The sequence below is a fragment of the Burkholderia sp. Ap-955 genome, from assembly GCF_011753045.1.
GTDB lineage: Bacteria > Pseudomonadota > Gammaproteobacteria > Burkholderiales > Burkholderiaceae > Burkholderia > Burkholderia lata_D.
Genome location: NZ_VWWH01000132.1, coordinates 1 through 13,781, shown reverse-complemented (window position 1 = coordinate 13,781; position 13,781 = coordinate 1). Strand labels below are relative to the sequence as shown.

Annotated in this window: 12 protein-coding genes; 6 read left to right on the top strand and 6 right to left on the bottom strand. The window is 66.8% G+C overall.

The features are described 5' to 3' along the window. The 4 genes from mrdA to F3J15_RS34770 all read right to left on the bottom strand — a co-directional run. Window positions 1-2,101 (bottom strand): penicillin-binding protein 2 (gene mrdA, locus F3J15_RS34785; RefSeq protein WP_166896938.1); only part of this gene is annotated, 2,101 nt, incomplete at its 3' end. Window positions 2,102-2,216: 115 nt separating this feature from the next. Next, window positions 2,217-2,729 (bottom strand): rod shape-determining protein MreD, encoded by a 513-nt coding sequence (gene mreD / locus F3J15_RS34780; protein WP_009687274.1) that lies wholly within the window; start codon window positions 2,727-2,729, stop codon window positions 2,217-2,219. Beyond that, window positions 2,726-3,814: a rod shape-determining protein MreC gene (gene mreC, locus F3J15_RS34775; protein WP_166896936.1), complete on the bottom strand. Its 1,089-nt coding sequence runs from the start codon at window positions 3,812-3,814 to the stop codon at window positions 2,726-2,728. Before mreC ends, mreD begins: the two co-directional genes overlap by 4 nt. A gap of 125 nt (window positions 3,815-3,939) precedes the next feature. Further along, the gene (locus F3J15_RS34770; protein WP_004189550.1) at window positions 3,940-4,983 is read right to left on the bottom strand and encodes a rod shape-determining protein; all 1,044 of its coding nucleotides are present in this window, start codon (window positions 4,981-4,983) and stop codon (window positions 3,940-3,942) included. Window positions 4,984-5,350: 367 nt separating this feature from the next. On the opposite strand from F3J15_RS34770, the gene gatC reads away from it, so the two are divergent. The 5 genes from gatC to F3J15_RS34745 all read left to right on the top strand — a co-directional run bounded on the left by gatC (window position 5,351) and on the right by F3J15_RS34745 (window position 10,459). Further along, window positions 5,351-5,650, top strand: coding sequence for an Asp-tRNA(Asn)/Glu-tRNA(Gln) amidotransferase subunit GatC (gene gatC, locus F3J15_RS34765; RefSeq protein WP_039353798.1), 300 nt, complete (start codon window positions 5,351-5,353; stop codon window positions 5,648-5,650). Window positions 5,651-5,716: 66 nt separating this feature from the next. Further along, window positions 5,717-7,207 carry an Asp-tRNA(Asn)/Glu-tRNA(Gln) amidotransferase subunit GatA gene (gatA, locus tag F3J15_RS34760; protein WP_166896934.1) on the top strand — a complete coding sequence of 497 codons (1,491 nt, stop codon included), beginning with the start codon at window positions 5,717-5,719 and terminating at the stop codon, window positions 7,205-7,207. Between the two features lie 4 nt (window positions 7,208-7,211). Further along, window positions 7,212-8,687 carry an Asp-tRNA(Asn)/Glu-tRNA(Gln) amidotransferase subunit GatB gene (gatB, locus tag F3J15_RS34755; protein ID WP_166896932.1) on the top strand — a complete coding sequence of 492 codons (1,476 nt, stop codon included), beginning with the start codon at window positions 7,212-7,214 and terminating at the stop codon, window positions 8,685-8,687. A 119-nt stretch (window positions 8,688-8,806) separates the two neighbouring features. Then, window positions 8,807-9,646 carry a polyphosphate kinase 2 family protein gene (locus F3J15_RS34750; protein ID WP_089484679.1) on the top strand — a complete coding sequence of 280 codons (840 nt, stop codon included), beginning with the start codon at window positions 8,807-8,809 and terminating at the stop codon, window positions 9,644-9,646. Between the two features lie 39 nt (window positions 9,647-9,685). Further along, the gene (locus F3J15_RS34745) at window positions 9,686-10,459 is read left to right on the top strand and encodes an exodeoxyribonuclease III (protein ID WP_166896930.1); all 774 of its coding nucleotides are present in this window, start codon (window positions 9,686-9,688) and stop codon (window positions 10,457-10,459) included. Between the two features lie 109 nt (window positions 10,460-10,568). Here F3J15_RS34745 and F3J15_RS34740 read toward each other — a convergent pair whose 3' ends face one another. Continuing rightward, window positions 10,569-11,621, bottom strand: a complete 1,053-nt coding sequence (locus F3J15_RS34740) for an NAD(P)-dependent alcohol dehydrogenase (RefSeq protein WP_166896928.1) — start codon at window positions 11,619-11,621, stop codon at window positions 10,569-10,571. A gap of 227 nt (window positions 11,622-11,848) precedes the next feature. Between F3J15_RS34740 and F3J15_RS34735 the strand changes: the two genes are divergently transcribed. Beyond that, the gene (locus F3J15_RS34735) at window positions 11,849-12,793 is read left to right on the top strand and encodes an AraC family transcriptional regulator (RefSeq protein ID WP_166896926.1); all 945 of its coding nucleotides are present in this window, start codon (window positions 11,849-11,851) and stop codon (window positions 12,791-12,793) included. 30 nt (window positions 12,794-12,823) lie between these two features. Here F3J15_RS34735 and F3J15_RS34730 read toward each other — a convergent pair. Beyond that, the coding region (locus tag F3J15_RS34730) for a M48 family metallopeptidase (RefSeq protein WP_166896924.1) at window positions 12,824-13,781 on the bottom strand (958 nt) is incomplete at its 5' end.

Below are 13,781 nucleotides of genomic sequence, written 5' to 3'. Positions count from 1 at the left end.
TCGCGGCGGCGGCAGCCGATGCTTCGGAGGCCGCCGCGGCCGATGCTGCTTCCGCTGCGCTGGCCGCGCTCGGCACGACTGGCTGCGGCAGCGCGGTGAAGCCGGCCGCGACGGCGGCAGGCTTGTTCGCGTCGCCGATCACCGGTGCGTTGATGGGTTCGGTCGCCGACGCCGCGGCAGCCACGGCCGCCGCCTCGTTCTGCGGGTTCTGGCGGTCGACGAGGTAGAAGTCGAGCACGCGGCGCGCGATCGGGCCGGCGGCCTGCGCACCCCAGCCGCCGTTCTCGACGACCAGCGCGACGGCGATCTGCGGATGGTCGACCGGCGCGTACGCGATGAACAGCGCGTGGTCCCGCAGGTGCTCGGCGAGCAGGTGGCCCTTGTAGTTGGAGCCTTGCAGCGAGAACACCTGCGCGGTACCGGTCTTGCCGGCGGCGAGGTACGGCGCGCCGCGGAACACCTTGTACGCGGTGCCGGACGGGTTCTCGATCACGTTCTCCATCCCGCGCTTCACGACGTCGATGTCGGCCTGCTTGAGCGGGATCGTTTCGCTTTCCTTCGGCACGGTCAGGCGGCGCCCGCGCGTGATCGGATCCTCGACTTCCTTCACGAGGTGAGGCTTCATCACGACGCCGTTGTTCGCGAGCGTCGCGGTCGCGTGCGCGAGCTGCAGGATCGTGAACGAGTTGTAGCCCTGGCCGATCCCGAGGCTGATCGTCTCGCCGTCGAACCACTTCTGCTGCGCGGCCTTCTTGAACGCCTTCTTCTTCCAGTCGGTCGACGGCAGGATCCCGCGCGCCTCGCCCTGGATGTCGATCCCGGTGATCTGGCCGAAGCCGAACGGCTTCATGAAGTTCGCGATCGAGTTCACGCCGAGGTCGCGCGCGAGCATGTAAAAGTAGGTGTCGTTCGACACCATGATCGCCTTGTTCATGTCGACCCAGCCCTGGCCCGAGCGCACGTCGTTGCGGAACGTGTGGCCGCCGAACGTGAAGTAGCCGGGATCCTGGAAGCCCCAGCCCGGCGTGCGCTTGCCGAGCGTCAGGCCGGCGAGCGCCATGAACGGCTTGTACGTCGAGCCGGGCGGGTAGGTGCCGTGCAGCGGGCGGTTCAAGAGCGGCTTGTCGGTCGAGTTGTTCAGCTCGTCCCAGGTCTGCTGGTCGATGCCGTCGACGAACGAGTTCGGGTCGAAGCTCGGCGACGACACGAACGCGAGCACGTCGCCCGTCTTCGGCTCGATCGCGACCAGCGCGCCGCGCTTGCCGGCGAACGCCTGCTCGGCCACCTGCTGCAGCCCGATGTCGAGCGACAGCACGAGATTGTTGCCGGGCGTCGCCTGCGTGCGCGACAGCGTGCGCACCGGCCGGCCGCCGGCCGTCACCTCGACTTCCTCGAAGCCCGTCAGCCCGTGCAGCTCGGTTTCGTAGCTCTGCTCGACGCCGATCTTGCCGATGTAGTCGGTGCCCTTGTAGTTGTTCGCGTCGCGGCGCGGATCGTAGTTTTCCTGATCGCTGTCGTTGTCGTCGCTCATCGCGTCGATGCGATCCTGGTCGCGCTTCGAGATCCGGCCGATGTAGCCGATCACGTGCGCGGCCGTCGTGCCGAGCGGATATTGCCGGAACAGCCGTGCGCGCACGTCGACGCCGGGGAAGCGGAAGCGCTGCGCGGTGAAGCGCGCGACTTCGGCGTCGGTGAGGCGGGTGCGGATCGGCAGGCTCTCGAAGTTCTTCGAGTCTTCCTGCAGCTTCTTGAAGCGGCGGCGGTCGCGCGCGTCGATCGGGATGATCTCGGACAGCTTGTCGATCGTGTTGTCGAGCGTGTCGTCGAGCTTCGACGGCGTGATCTCGAGCGTATAGGCCGAATAGTTCTTCGCGAGGATCACGCCGTTGCGGTCGGTGATGATCCCGCGGTTCGGCACGATCGGCGCAACGGAGATACGGTTTTCCTCGGCCTGCAGCGCGTATTTGCCGTGCTGCATCAGCTGCAGGTAGAAGAAGCGGCTTGCGAGCAGCCCGAAGCAGACGAACACGAACACGCCCGCCGCCGCGACGCGCAGGCGGAACTTCGAGAGCTGCTGTTGGGTGTCGTTGAATTCGGTCATGCGGCTAAGGGTCTATCTGGCCCGCGCACGGCGTGCGGGTGCGGGCGAGGTGCCGCCCCGGAACGCGGCGCGCGGCGGGCGTGGAGGCGGCAGGTATTCAAGGCGGGCCCCTGGCTCAGATGGGGCGCGTATCGTCCGGATCGACCGGGCGGCGTTGCGGCATCAGCAGCAGGTGGCTCGCGATCGGCCACAGCGCGGCTTCGACGAAGCCGTCGACCAGGTAGCGCCAGCCCGGAAACGCGGCGCCCATCACGAGGCGGATCACGAACGGGACGAGCTGCGCGACGACCAGGAGCGGCGTGACGTACAGCACCTGCACGCCGATCGGCATCCACAGCACGCGGCGGTGGATCGTGATCGCGCCGTACGACAGCAGCGTATAGGCGAGCGCATGCTCGCCGAGCAGCCCTGCGTCATGCACGTCCATCAGGATGCCGAGCGCGAACGCGACGCCCATCCCGACCTTGCGCGGCTGGTGGATGTTCCAGAACAGCAGCACGAGCGCGACGAAGTCGGGCACGCCGGGCAGGCGGCCCCACGGCATCAGGTTCAGCAGGAACGCGGCGGCGAGGCTGAAGACGATGAAGTACGGATTGACCGGCTGCAGGATGTATTGCGGGCGATTCATCGCTGGGCTCCTGATTGCCCGGCCGCGGGCTTCGCGGGCGTGGCGGCGGGCTTGGCCGGAGCGGCCGGTGCCGCAGGCGCGGGCTTCGCGCCGGGCTGGGCCGCGGCGGCCGGCTTCGCATTCGCGTCAGCCTTGTCGGCCTTCTCGCCCTTCGCGGCGGCCTTCTCGCCCTTCGCGGCGGCTTTCGCGCCTTTCTTGCCCTTCGCGTTCTTGTCGGCGGCCGGATCGGGCTCGGCCGGGCGCGGCGGGATGTCGTTCTGATAATGCAGCACGAGCATCTGGCGCGCGCCGCGCACGGCGGCGACCGGCGCGCAGGTCACGCGTGCGAACGCCGTATCGGCGAGCTTGTCGACGCGCACGACCTTCGCGACCGGCAGGCCGGGCGGATAGACGCCGTCGAGGCCGCTCGTGACGAGCTCGTCGCCGACGACGAGATCCGCGCTGGTCGGCACGAAGCGCAAATCGAGCGAATCGCCCTTCGGCGTGCCGTAGATCACGCTGCGCAGGCCGGTGCGCAGCACCTGCACGGGAATCGCGAGATCGCGGTCGGTGACCAGCGTGACTTCGGACTGCAGCGGGAACACGCGCGTGACCTGGCCGATCACGCCGTTCTCGCTGACGACGGGCGCGCCGTGCTGGATACCCTGCTGCGAACCCTGGCCGATCACGATCTTCTGCGTGAACGGATCGCTCGTGTCGTACTGGATCTCGGCCGGCGTCGATTGCGTCGCGATGTGCTGGCGCAGCTCGAGCACTGCGCGCAGGTGCGCGTTCTCCTGCGTGAGCACGGCGGCCTGGTTGGCTTGCGTGGACAGCTGCAGGTTGCGCTTGCGGAGGTCGTCGTTCTCGTGGCGCAGCGAAGCGCCGGTGACGGCGATGTCGGCCGCGCCCATGAACAGGTCGCGCGGCACGAGCGCGGCGCGCTGCAGCGGATAGAGCACGGTGCCGAGCACGCCGCGGACGATTTCGAGCGTGCTGAAGCGCGCGTCCGAGACGAGGAGCGCGATGGCGAGGGCAACGAAGAAGATGAGCCGCGCGAGCGCGGGCGGACCTTGCTTGAAGAGGGGCGGCGGACTGTATTCCATGGTCGGCGCCGGGCGCGAATGATCGGTTAAATGATGCTCAGACGCGCAAACGGCGCGGCGGTTCGTTCTAAACGAGCGAGCCGGCCACGCCGCGGTTGCGTCATGTCAGGGAACTGCCTGGACGATCACTCGTACGAGAAGATGCTGCCCAGCTTGTCCATGCGCTCGAGCGCCATGCCCGAACCGCGCACGACGCAGGTGAGCGGATCTTCCGCGACGAGCACCGGCAGGCCGGTTTCTTCCGCCAGCAGGCGATCGAGGTCGCGCAACAGCGCGCCGCCGCCCGTCAGCATCATCCCGCGTTCGGCGATGTCGGCGCCGAGTTCCGGCGGCGTCTGTTCGAGCGCGATCTTCACCGACGACACGATCTGGTTCAGCGGATCGGTCAGCGCTTCGAGGATTTCGTTGCTGGAGATCGTGAAGCTGCGCGGAATGCCTTCCGACAGGTTGCGGCCCTTCACTTCCATTTCCTTGACTTCGGAGCCCGGGAACGCGGAGCCGATTTCCTTCTTGATCGCCTCGGCGGTCTGTTCGCCGATCAGCATCCCGTAGTTGCGGCGGATGTAGTTGACGATCGCCTCGTCGAACTTGTCGCCGCCGACGCGCACCGAACCCTTGTACACGATGCCGCCGAGCGAGATCACGCCGACTTCCGTCGTGCCGCCGCCGATGTCGACGACCATCGAGCCGGTGGCTTCCGACACCGGCAGGCCCGCGCCGATCGCAGCGGCCATCGGCTCTTCGATCAGGTAGACCTGCGATGCGCCGGCGCCGTGCGCGGCTTCCTTGATCGCGCGGCGCTCGACCTGGGTCGAGCCGCACGGCACGCAGATGATGATGCGCGGCGACGGCGAGAACATGCGCGACTCGTGGGCCGTCTTGATGAACTGCTTGATCATCTGCTCGGTGACGGTGAAGTCGGCGATCACGCCGTCCTTCATCGGGCGGATCGCCTCGATGTTGCCCGGCACCTTGCCGAGCATCTGCTTGGCTTCCTTACCGACTGCCTGGATGGTCTTCTTGCCGTTGGGGCCGCCTTCCTGGCGGATCGACACGACGGACGGCTCATCGAGCACGATGCCCTTGCCGCGCATGTAGATCAGGGTGTTTGCGGTGCCGAGGTCGATCGCGAGATCGTTGGAGAAGTAGCTGCGCAAAAAACCGAACATTCAGAATCCTGTTTCGCTCTGGGCCGGCCCTGCATAGCGAGCGCTGAGGGCGGCAGCGGAAAAAATAACAGCCTCGGGAAGCGTGGCGGAAGCGGCCGCCGCGGCGCACGAAGCTGCGAGTGATGTCTACCGGGGATCGCACGATGCACGCACGGCCTGCCGAAGCGGGGCGAAACGGTGCGGGAAAAGGCTGCCGGGTTTGGGTCGAACGCGTAATGATACCTTATAATTTCACGGTATTTGAATCGAAACGGGCGGTATTTTTGCCGCTTCGGCCCCGATTTTTGAGGGTGGGATCGCACCCTCCAACCCCCCGCCGCAGTGCTGCTTTTGATGCGCTGCGCAGCCTTGTTTTTCCGGTGATCGCATGGCCCTGACCCTGACCGATGTGAAACGCATCGCGCACCTGGCGCGACTCGAAATGGCCGACGCCGACGCCGAGCACATGCTCGGCCAGCTCAATGAACTCTTCGGCCTCGTCGAGCAGATGCAGGCGGTCGACACCGCCGGCATCGCGCCGCTCGCCCACCCGATCGAACAGATCCAGGAAGTCGCGCAGCGCCTGCGCGACGACGCCGTGACGGAAGTCGTCAATCGCGACGACAACCAGCGTCCGGCGCCGGCCGTCCAGGACGGCCTCTATCTCGTGCCGAAGGTGATCGAGTAAGCATTCGATGACAAGCGCGCCGCCTCTGCGCCGCGCGCCACCCAGAATTCCCAGGAAAACCACTCAATGCACGCAAAAAGCCTGACCGAACTGCGCGCCGCGCTCGCCGCCAAGGAATGCTCGGCCGTCGAGCTCGCGCAGCTCTACCTGAAACGGATCGAAGCCGCGCGCGACCTGAACGCGTTCGTCCACGTCGACGCCGATCTCACCTTCGCGCAGGCGAAAGCCGCCGATGCCGAGCTCGCGCGCGGCGCGGGCGGCGCGCTCACCGGCCTGCCGATCGCGCACAAGGATGTCTTCGTCACGCGCGGCTGGCACTCGACCGCCGGCTCGAAGATGCTCGCGAACTACGAGAGCCCGTTCGACGCGACCGTCGTCGCCCGCCTGCAGGCGGCCGGCATGGTCACGCTCGGCAAGACCAACATGGACGAGTTCGCGATGGGCTCGTCGAACGAGAATTCGGCGTTCGGTGCGGTGAAGAACCCGTGGGACACGAACGCGGTGCCGGGCGGCAGCTCGGGCGGCAGCTCGGCCGCGGTGGCCGCGCGTCTCGCGCCGGCCGCGACCGGCACCGATACCGGCGGCTCGATCCGCCAGCCCGCGTCGTTCGCGGGCGTGACGGGCATCAAGCCGACCTACGGCCGCGTGTCGCGCTACGGGATGATCGCGTTCGCGTCGTCGCTCGACCAGGGCGGCCCGATGGCGCAGAGCGCGTCCGACTGCGCGCTGCTGCTGAATGCGATGGCCGGCTTCGACGAGCGCGACTCGACGAGCCTCGAGCGCGACGACGAAGATTTCACGCGCCACCTCGGCCAGCCGTGGGCAGCCGGCAACGATGCGGGCAAGCCGCTCGCGGGCCTGCGCATCGGCCTGCCGAACGAGTATTTCGGCGACGGCCTCGCCGACGACGTGCGCGCGACGATCGACGCGGCGCTGAAGCAATACGAAGCGCTCGGTGCGACGCTCGTGCCCGTGTCGCTGCCGAAGACGGAACTGTCGATCCCCGTGTACTACGTGATCGCGCCGGCTGAAGCCTCGTCGAACCTGTCGCGTTTCGACGGCGTGCGCTTCGGCCACCGCGCCGCACAGTACGGCGACCTGCTCGACATGTACAAGAAGTCGCGCGCGGAAGGCTTCGGCCCCGAGGTGAAGCGCCGGATTCTGGTCGGCGCGTACGTGCTGTCGCACGGCTACTACGACGCCTACTACCTGCAGGCGCAGAAGATCCGCCGCATCATCGCGAACGATTTCCAGGAAGCGTTCAAGTCCTGCGACGTGATCATGGGCCCGGCGTCGCCGACGGTCGCATGGGATCTCGGCTCGAAGGGCGACGATCCGGTGCAGATGTATCTCGCGGATATCTACACGCTGTCGGTGAGCCTCGCCGGCCTGCCCGGCATGAGCGTGCCGTGCGGCTTCGGCGCGGGCGCGAATGCGAAGCGCCCGGTCGGCCTGCAGATCATCGGCAACTATTTCAACGAAGCCCGGATGCTGCAGGTCGCCGACGCGTTCCAGCGCGCGACCGACTGGCACAAGCAAGTTCCGGCAGGGGTGTAAGCATATGGCTACTCAATGGGAAGTCGTCATCGGTCTCGAGACGCACGCGCAACTGTCGACCGTCTCGAAGATTTTCTCGGGCGCGTCGACGCAGTTCGGCGCCGAGCCGAACACGCAGGCCTGCCCGGTCGACCTGGCGCTGCCGGGTGTGCTGCCGGTGCTGAACCGCGGCGCGGTCGAACGCGCGATCCGCTTCGGCCTCGCGATCGGTTCGACCATCGCGCCGCGCAGCATCTTCGCGCGCAAGAATTATTTCTACCCCGACCTGCCGAAGGGCTATCAGATCAGCCAGTACGAGATTCCGGTCGTGCAGGGCGGCCAGATCACGATCCAGGTGCCCGCCAACGAAAAGGCCGGCAAGGAAGCGTACGAGAAGACGGTCAACCTGACCCGCGCGCATCTCGAGGAGGATGCCGGCAAGTCGCTGCATGAAGACTTCGCCGGGATGACGGGGATCGACCTGAACCGCGCGGGCACGCCGCTGCTCGAGATCGTCACCGAGCCGGAAATGCGCAGCGCGGCCGAGGCGGTGGCCTACGCGAAGGCGCTGCACGGGCTCGTCGTGTGGCTCGGCATCTGCGACGGCAACATGCAGGAAGGCTCGTTCCGCTGCGATGCGAACGTGTCGGTGCGCCCGGTCGGCCAGGAGAAGTTCGGCACGCGTGCGGAAATCAAGAACCTGAACTCGTTCCGGTTCCTCGAGGAAGCGATCAACTACGAAGTGCGTCGCCAGATCGAGCTGATCGAGGACGGCGGCGAAGTCGTGCAGGAAACGCGCCTCTACGATCCGGACAAGCGTGAGACGCGTTCGATGCGCAGCAAGGAAGACGCGCACGACTACCGTTACTTCCCCGACCCCGACCTGATGCCGCTCGTGATCGGCCAGGACTGGATCGAGCGCGTGCAGTCCGGGATGCCCGAGCTGCCTGCCGCGATGCAGCAGCGCTTCACCGACGAATACGGCGTGTCCGCGTACGACGCGGGCGTGCTGACGTCGAGCAAGGCGATGGCCGCGTACTTCGAAGCCGTGGTCGCGAAGGCCGGCACCGCGAACGCGAAGATCGCCGCGAACTGGCTGATGGGCGACGTGTCGTCGCAGCTGAACCGAGACGGCATCGAAATCGACGCGATTCCGGTCTCGGCCGCGCAGCTCGCGCTCGTGCTGCAGCGCATCGCCGACGGCACGATCTCGAACAAGATCGCGAAGGAAATCTTCGCGACGATCTGGGACGAGAAGGCGACCGACGAAGGGGCGGCCGACCGCATCATCGACGCGAAGGGGCTGAAGCAGATCTCCGACACCGGCGCGCTGGAAGCGATCATCGACGAAGTGCTCGCGGCGAACGCGAAGTCGGTCGAGGAATTCCGCGCAGGCAAGGAAAAGGCGTTCAACGCGCTGATCGGCCAGGCGATGAAGGCGACGAAGGGCAAGGCCAATCCGCAGCAGGTCAACGAACTGCTGAAGAAGAAGCTCGGCTGAGCATGAGCGCGCGCCTGAACCGCGCTTGACGACGGGCCGCCCCGAACCGGATCGGGGCGGCCCGTTGCGTTTTGGTGGATGCGTTATCGTATGCACCACAGCGTCCAACGGAGGAACGAATGGCGAAACAACCGTCGCTCGACGATTTCCGCGTGCCTTACAGCACGCGCGAGAAGGAAGCCGCCGCATTCAAGCTCGATGCGTTCGACCCGGCCGCGAAGCCGTTTTCGTCCGGATCGAAAGAAGCGGACCGCGAACGGCTGTCGGTCGTGTCGACCGAGCTCGACGTGCAGCAGGAGCGCCTGCACACGCAGCAGAAGAAGCGCGTGCTGCTCGTGCTGCAGGGGATGGACACCAGCGGCAAGGACGGCACCGTGCGCGCGGTGTTCCGCGAGGTCGATCCGCTCGGCCTGCGCGTCGTGTCGTTCAAGGCGCCCACGCCGATCGAGGCCGCGCACGACTTCCTGTGGCGCGTGCATGCGCAGGCGCCGGCCGCGGGCGAACTCGCGATCTTCAACCGCAGCCACTATGAAGACGTGCTCGTGCCGCGCGTGCTCGACCTGATCGACACGAAGGAATGCGAGCGCCGCTACCGGCAGATCCGCGATTTCGAGACGATGCTGGTCGAGAACGGCACGACGATCATCAAGTGCTTCCTGCATATCTCGAAGGACGAGCAGCGCGCGCGGCTGCAGGCGCGCATCGACGATCCGGCCAAGCACTGGAAGTTCGACATCTCCGATCTCGACGCGCGCAAGCACTGGGACGCGTACCAGTCCGCCTACCGTGACGCGCTCGCCGCGACGTCCGCCGAGCATGCGCCGTGGTACGTGATCCCGGCGAACTCGAAGACGCACCGCAACGTGATGATCGCCGAGTTGCTGCTGCGCACGATGACCGACATGAAGCTGGAATTCCCGCCGCCGAAGCCCGCGCTCGAAGGCGTGAAGATCCGCTAAGCTGCCCCCTGAAAAACATCGAACTGAACGGAATCCGACATGATGCGAGTGATTACCGCCAACCTGAACGGCATCCGCTCCGCCGCGAAGAAGGGCTTCTTCGAGTGGCTCGGCGAACAGAACGCCGATTGCGTGTGCGTTCAGGAAATCAAGGTCTCGGCCGACGACCTGCCGGCCGAATTCGTCGAGCCGCACGGCTTCAAGAGCTATTTTCACCATGCCGAGAAGAAGGGCTACAGCGGCGCGGGCGTGTACAGCCGCCGCGAGCCCGATGACGTGATCATCGGCTTCGGCAGCAGCGAATTCGATGCCGAAGGGCGCTACGTCGAGGCGCGCTACGGCAAGCTGTCCGTCGTGTCGGTGTACGTGCCGTCCGGCTCGAGCGGCGAAGAACGCCAGCAGGCGAAGTACCGCTTCATGGACGAGTTCATGCCGCATCTCGCCGAGCTGAAGAAGAAGCGCGAGGTGATCCTGTGCGGCGACGTGAACATCGTCCACAAGGAAATCGACATCAAGAACTGGAAGAGCAACCAGAAGAACTCGGGCTGCCTGCCGGAAGAGCGCGAGTGGCTCACGAAGCTGTTCGACGATGTCGGCTATGTCGACGTGTTCCGCACGCTCGACCCGCGCGCCGAGCAGTACACGTGGTGGAGCAACCGCGGCCAGGCGTATGCGAAGAACGTCGGGTGGCGGATCGATTACCAGATCGCGACGCCGGGTATCGCCGGCACCGCGAAAAGCACGTCGATCTTCAAGGACATCAAGTTCAGCGACCACGCGCCGCTGACGGTGGACTACGACTACAAGAAGTGATGTTCCGCGCTGCGCCACGCGTGCAGCAGTCGGATGCAAAAACGGGCCGCATGTCGAACATGCGGCCCGTTTCGTTTGGGGCGGCGATCGTGCGTATCGCCTTCGGCGCTTACTGCTTGATCGACGCCATGTCGATCACGAACCGGTACTTCACGTCGCTCTTCAGCATCCGCTCGTAGGCCGCGTTGATCTGCTGCATCGGAATCGTTTCGATATCCGACGTGATCCCGTGCTCCGCGCAGAAGTCGAGCATTTCCTGCGTTTCCGCGATCCCGCCGATCAGCGAGCCGGCGAGGCGGCGGCGCTTGAAGATCAGGTTGAACACCTGCGGCGACGGATGGTCGTGCTCCGGCGCGCCGACCAGCGTCATCGTGCCGTCGCGCTTCAGCAGGTGCAGGAACGGGTTCAGGTCGTGCTGCGCGGCGACCGTGTTCAGGATGAAGTCGAAGCTGTTCAGGTGCGCGTTCATCTGCGCCTCGTCCTTCGAGATCACGACTTCGTGCGCGCCGAGCCGCTTGCCGTCCTCGATCTTCGACGGCGACGTGGTGAACAGCACGACGTGCGCACCCATCGCGCGCGCCAGCTTCACGCCCATGTGGCCGAGGCCGCCGAGCCCGACGATGCCGACCTTCTTGCCGGGGCCGACGTTCCACTGCCGCAGCGGCGAGTAGGTCGTGATCCCCGCGCACAGCAGCGGCGCGGCGCCGGCCGGGTCGAGCGTCTCGGGCACGCGCAGCACGAACGCCTCGTCGACGACGAGCTGCGTCGAATAGCCGCCGAACGTGACGTCGCCCGTCACGCGATCCTGGCCGTTGTAGGTGCCGACGAAGCCGTTCTCGCAATATTGCTCGAGGCCTTCTTCGCAGCTCGCGCAGGTGCGGCACGAATCGACGAGACAGCCGACGCCGACCAGTTCGCCGACCTTGAAGCGCGTCACTTCCGGGCCGGTCGCGGTCACGCGGCCGACGATTTCATGGCCCGGCACGACCGGATAGATCGTGTTGCGCCATTCGTTGCGGGCCTGGTGCAGGTCCGAGTGGCAGACGCCGCAGTAGAGGACGTCGATCTGGACGTCGAGGTCGCGCAGTGCGCGACGCTGGAATTCGAACGGGGCGAGCGGCGAGCGCGAATCGGTCGCTGCGTAGGCATAGGTAGTGCTCATGCGATGGGCTCCTTGTCCGGAAAGCATCCGGCGAAACAGACTGCCGTCGCATCATGTGGCGATGCGGCGAGGCAGGACGTCATCGTAAGGAGCGCGGCGCCGCAGTGAAATACACGAAGGTCTGGAAGATTTGCCTATTCCTCTCTAACTGCGTGCAAACAGCCGTCAAAACACGTCCAGGGTGCTAAATTGCGAGCCAGATTCTCTTGCCGGACAGGACCACGCAGATGAGCTTCGAGCCCCTTTTCGCCGATACGGGCGACCGTGTGCAGCGCCGCATGGTCGAGCTGCATACGCGCCTCGCGCCGAACGAGGGCGACACGCTCGCGGCGCTCGACGGCGTGCGCTTCATCCGCGTGAGCCGTCCGGTGCCGCGCATGCCGGTGTTGTACGAGCCGAGCATCGTCGTCGTGTGCCAGGGGCGCAAGCTCGGCTATCTCGGCGAGCGCTCGTTCGTGTACGACGCGCAGCAGTATCTCGTGCTGTCGGTGCCGCTGCCGTTCGAATGCGAGACCTTCGCGAGTCAGGACGAGCCGTTTCTCGCGATCTCGATCCGCGTCGATCTCGCGGTGATCGCCGAGCTCGCGATCCTGCTCGACGAGACGCTGGGTGCGCCCGTCAGCGAGCCGCTCGGCGTTGATTCGACGCCGCTCGATGCGCCGCTGGCGGATGCCGTGCTGCGGCTGCTCGAAGCGCTCGCGTCGCCGCACGACACGCGCGTGCTGGGCCCGACGATCATGCGCGAGATCGCGTATCGGGTGTTGACGGGCGCGCAGGGCGACGCGATCCGTGCAGCGCTCGTCCAGCAGCATCACTTCGGCCGCATCGCGAAGGCGTTGCGGCGCATCCATGCGGACCTGAAGGCCGATCTCGACGTCGAGACGCTCGCACGCGAGGCCGGCATGAGCCTCGCGGTGTTCCATGCGCAGTTCAAGCACGTGACGGCGACGTCGCCGATGCAGTACGTGAAGGCCGCGCGGCTGCACCAGGCACGGCTGATGATGGTGCAGGACGGGGTCGGCGCCGGTGCGGCGGCCGCGCGTGTCGGCTATGCGAGCGCATCGCAGTTCAGCCGCGAGTTCAAACGGCTGTTCGGCCGCAGCCCAGGTGACGAGGTGCGCTGGATGCGCGAAAGCGGCGCCCGGCCGGTCGCGGCAGAGGTGGATGCGTAGGGCGGCGTCGCGATCGGCCGCACGGGGCGCTCAGCGCCGCACGACCTTGCGACGCTGCGCGCTGATGCCCGCGTAGTCGGGCAGTGTGTCGACGTGCTTGCCCACGGCCTTCGCGTACAGCGGCATGAGATCCGGCAGGCGGTTCAGCAGGTCCTGGCGGCGGGCGGTGCTGTACGGGTGCGTGTAGATGAAGCCCGTCGCCTTGTTCCCGCGTGTCGCAACCGCGAGCTTGTCCCACAGCGTGATCGCCGCGCGCGGATCGAAGCCCGCACGGGCGGCGATGTCGCCGCCGATCACGTCGGCTTCGGTCTCGTCGGTCGGGTCGTAGTGGAGCGACTGCAGGCGCTCGCCGAGGTTCAGTGCCTGCGGCAGCGGCTCGCCGACGCCGAACAGCGGCGGCAGCGCGGCCGCGCGCAGTGACGTCTGCGAGGTCGCGCTGAAGTTGCTGCGCGCATGTTCGCGCAGCGCATGTGCGATGCCGTGCGCGAGCAGCACGCCGAGCTCGTCGTCGTTCAGGCGGACGCGGTCGAGCAGGCCGCCGTACACGAGCACCTTGCCGCCCGGCAGGCAGGTCAGGCGAATGTCGCGCGAGCGGATCGCGTTGACGTCCCACGCCCAGCTCTTCACGCGGTCGTTCCATTTCACCGAATACGGCGCGAGCTTCGCGACGATCGCGCGCAGGCGCTTCACGCGCGGCTGGTTCGCCGGCAGCAGGCGGTTGCTGTCGGCGGCCGCCTGCACGATCTGCGCGTATTCGTTCGCGGTGAGCTGCTCGAGCAGCGGCGACGGGATCAGCGTGCGGAAGGCAATGGCGTCGCCGTAGCGGACCTGCTGCGATGTCTGCGCATAAGCCTTCGCCGACGCGGCGGCGCCGGTCGGCTGCGCGGGTTCGGCGGTGGCCGACTGGGCAGGGGCGGCGGGCGTCGAAGTCGACGGCGGTGAAGCGGGTGCCGTGGCCGGGGAGCCCGCGGCGGCGGCAGCGGGCGCG

Coding starts and splice junctions, on each gene's coding strand:
- mreD (WP_009687274.1), bottom strand. CDS start 2,729: ATGAATCGCCCGCAATACATCCTGCAGCCGGTCAATCCGTACTTCATC.
- mreC (WP_166896936.1), bottom strand. CDS start 3,814: ATGGAATACAGTCCGCCGCCCCTCTTCAAGCAAGGTCCGCCCGCGCTC.
- F3J15_RS34770 (WP_004189550.1), bottom strand. CDS start 4,983: ATGTTCGGTTTTTTGCGCAGCTACTTCTCCAACGATCTCGCGATCGAC.
- gatC (WP_039353798.1), top strand. CDS start 5,351: ATGGCCCTGACCCTGACCGATGTGAAACGCATCGCGCACCTGGCGCGA.
- gatA (WP_166896934.1), top strand. CDS start 5,717: ATGCACGCAAAAAGCCTGACCGAACTGCGCGCCGCGCTCGCCGCCAAG.
- gatB (WP_166896932.1), top strand. CDS start 7,212: ATGGCTACTCAATGGGAAGTCGTCATCGGTCTCGAGACGCACGCGCAA.
- F3J15_RS34750 (WP_089484679.1), top strand. CDS start 8,807: ATGGCGAAACAACCGTCGCTCGACGATTTCCGCGTGCCTTACAGCACG.
- F3J15_RS34745 (WP_166896930.1), top strand. CDS start 9,686: ATGATGCGAGTGATTACCGCCAACCTGAACGGCATCCGCTCCGCCGCG.
- F3J15_RS34740 (WP_166896928.1), bottom strand. CDS start 11,621: ATGAGCACTACCTATGCCTACGCAGCGACCGATTCGCGCTCGCCGCTC.
- F3J15_RS34735 (WP_166896926.1), top strand. CDS start 11,849: ATGAGCTTCGAGCCCCTTTTCGCCGATACGGGCGACCGTGTGCAGCGC.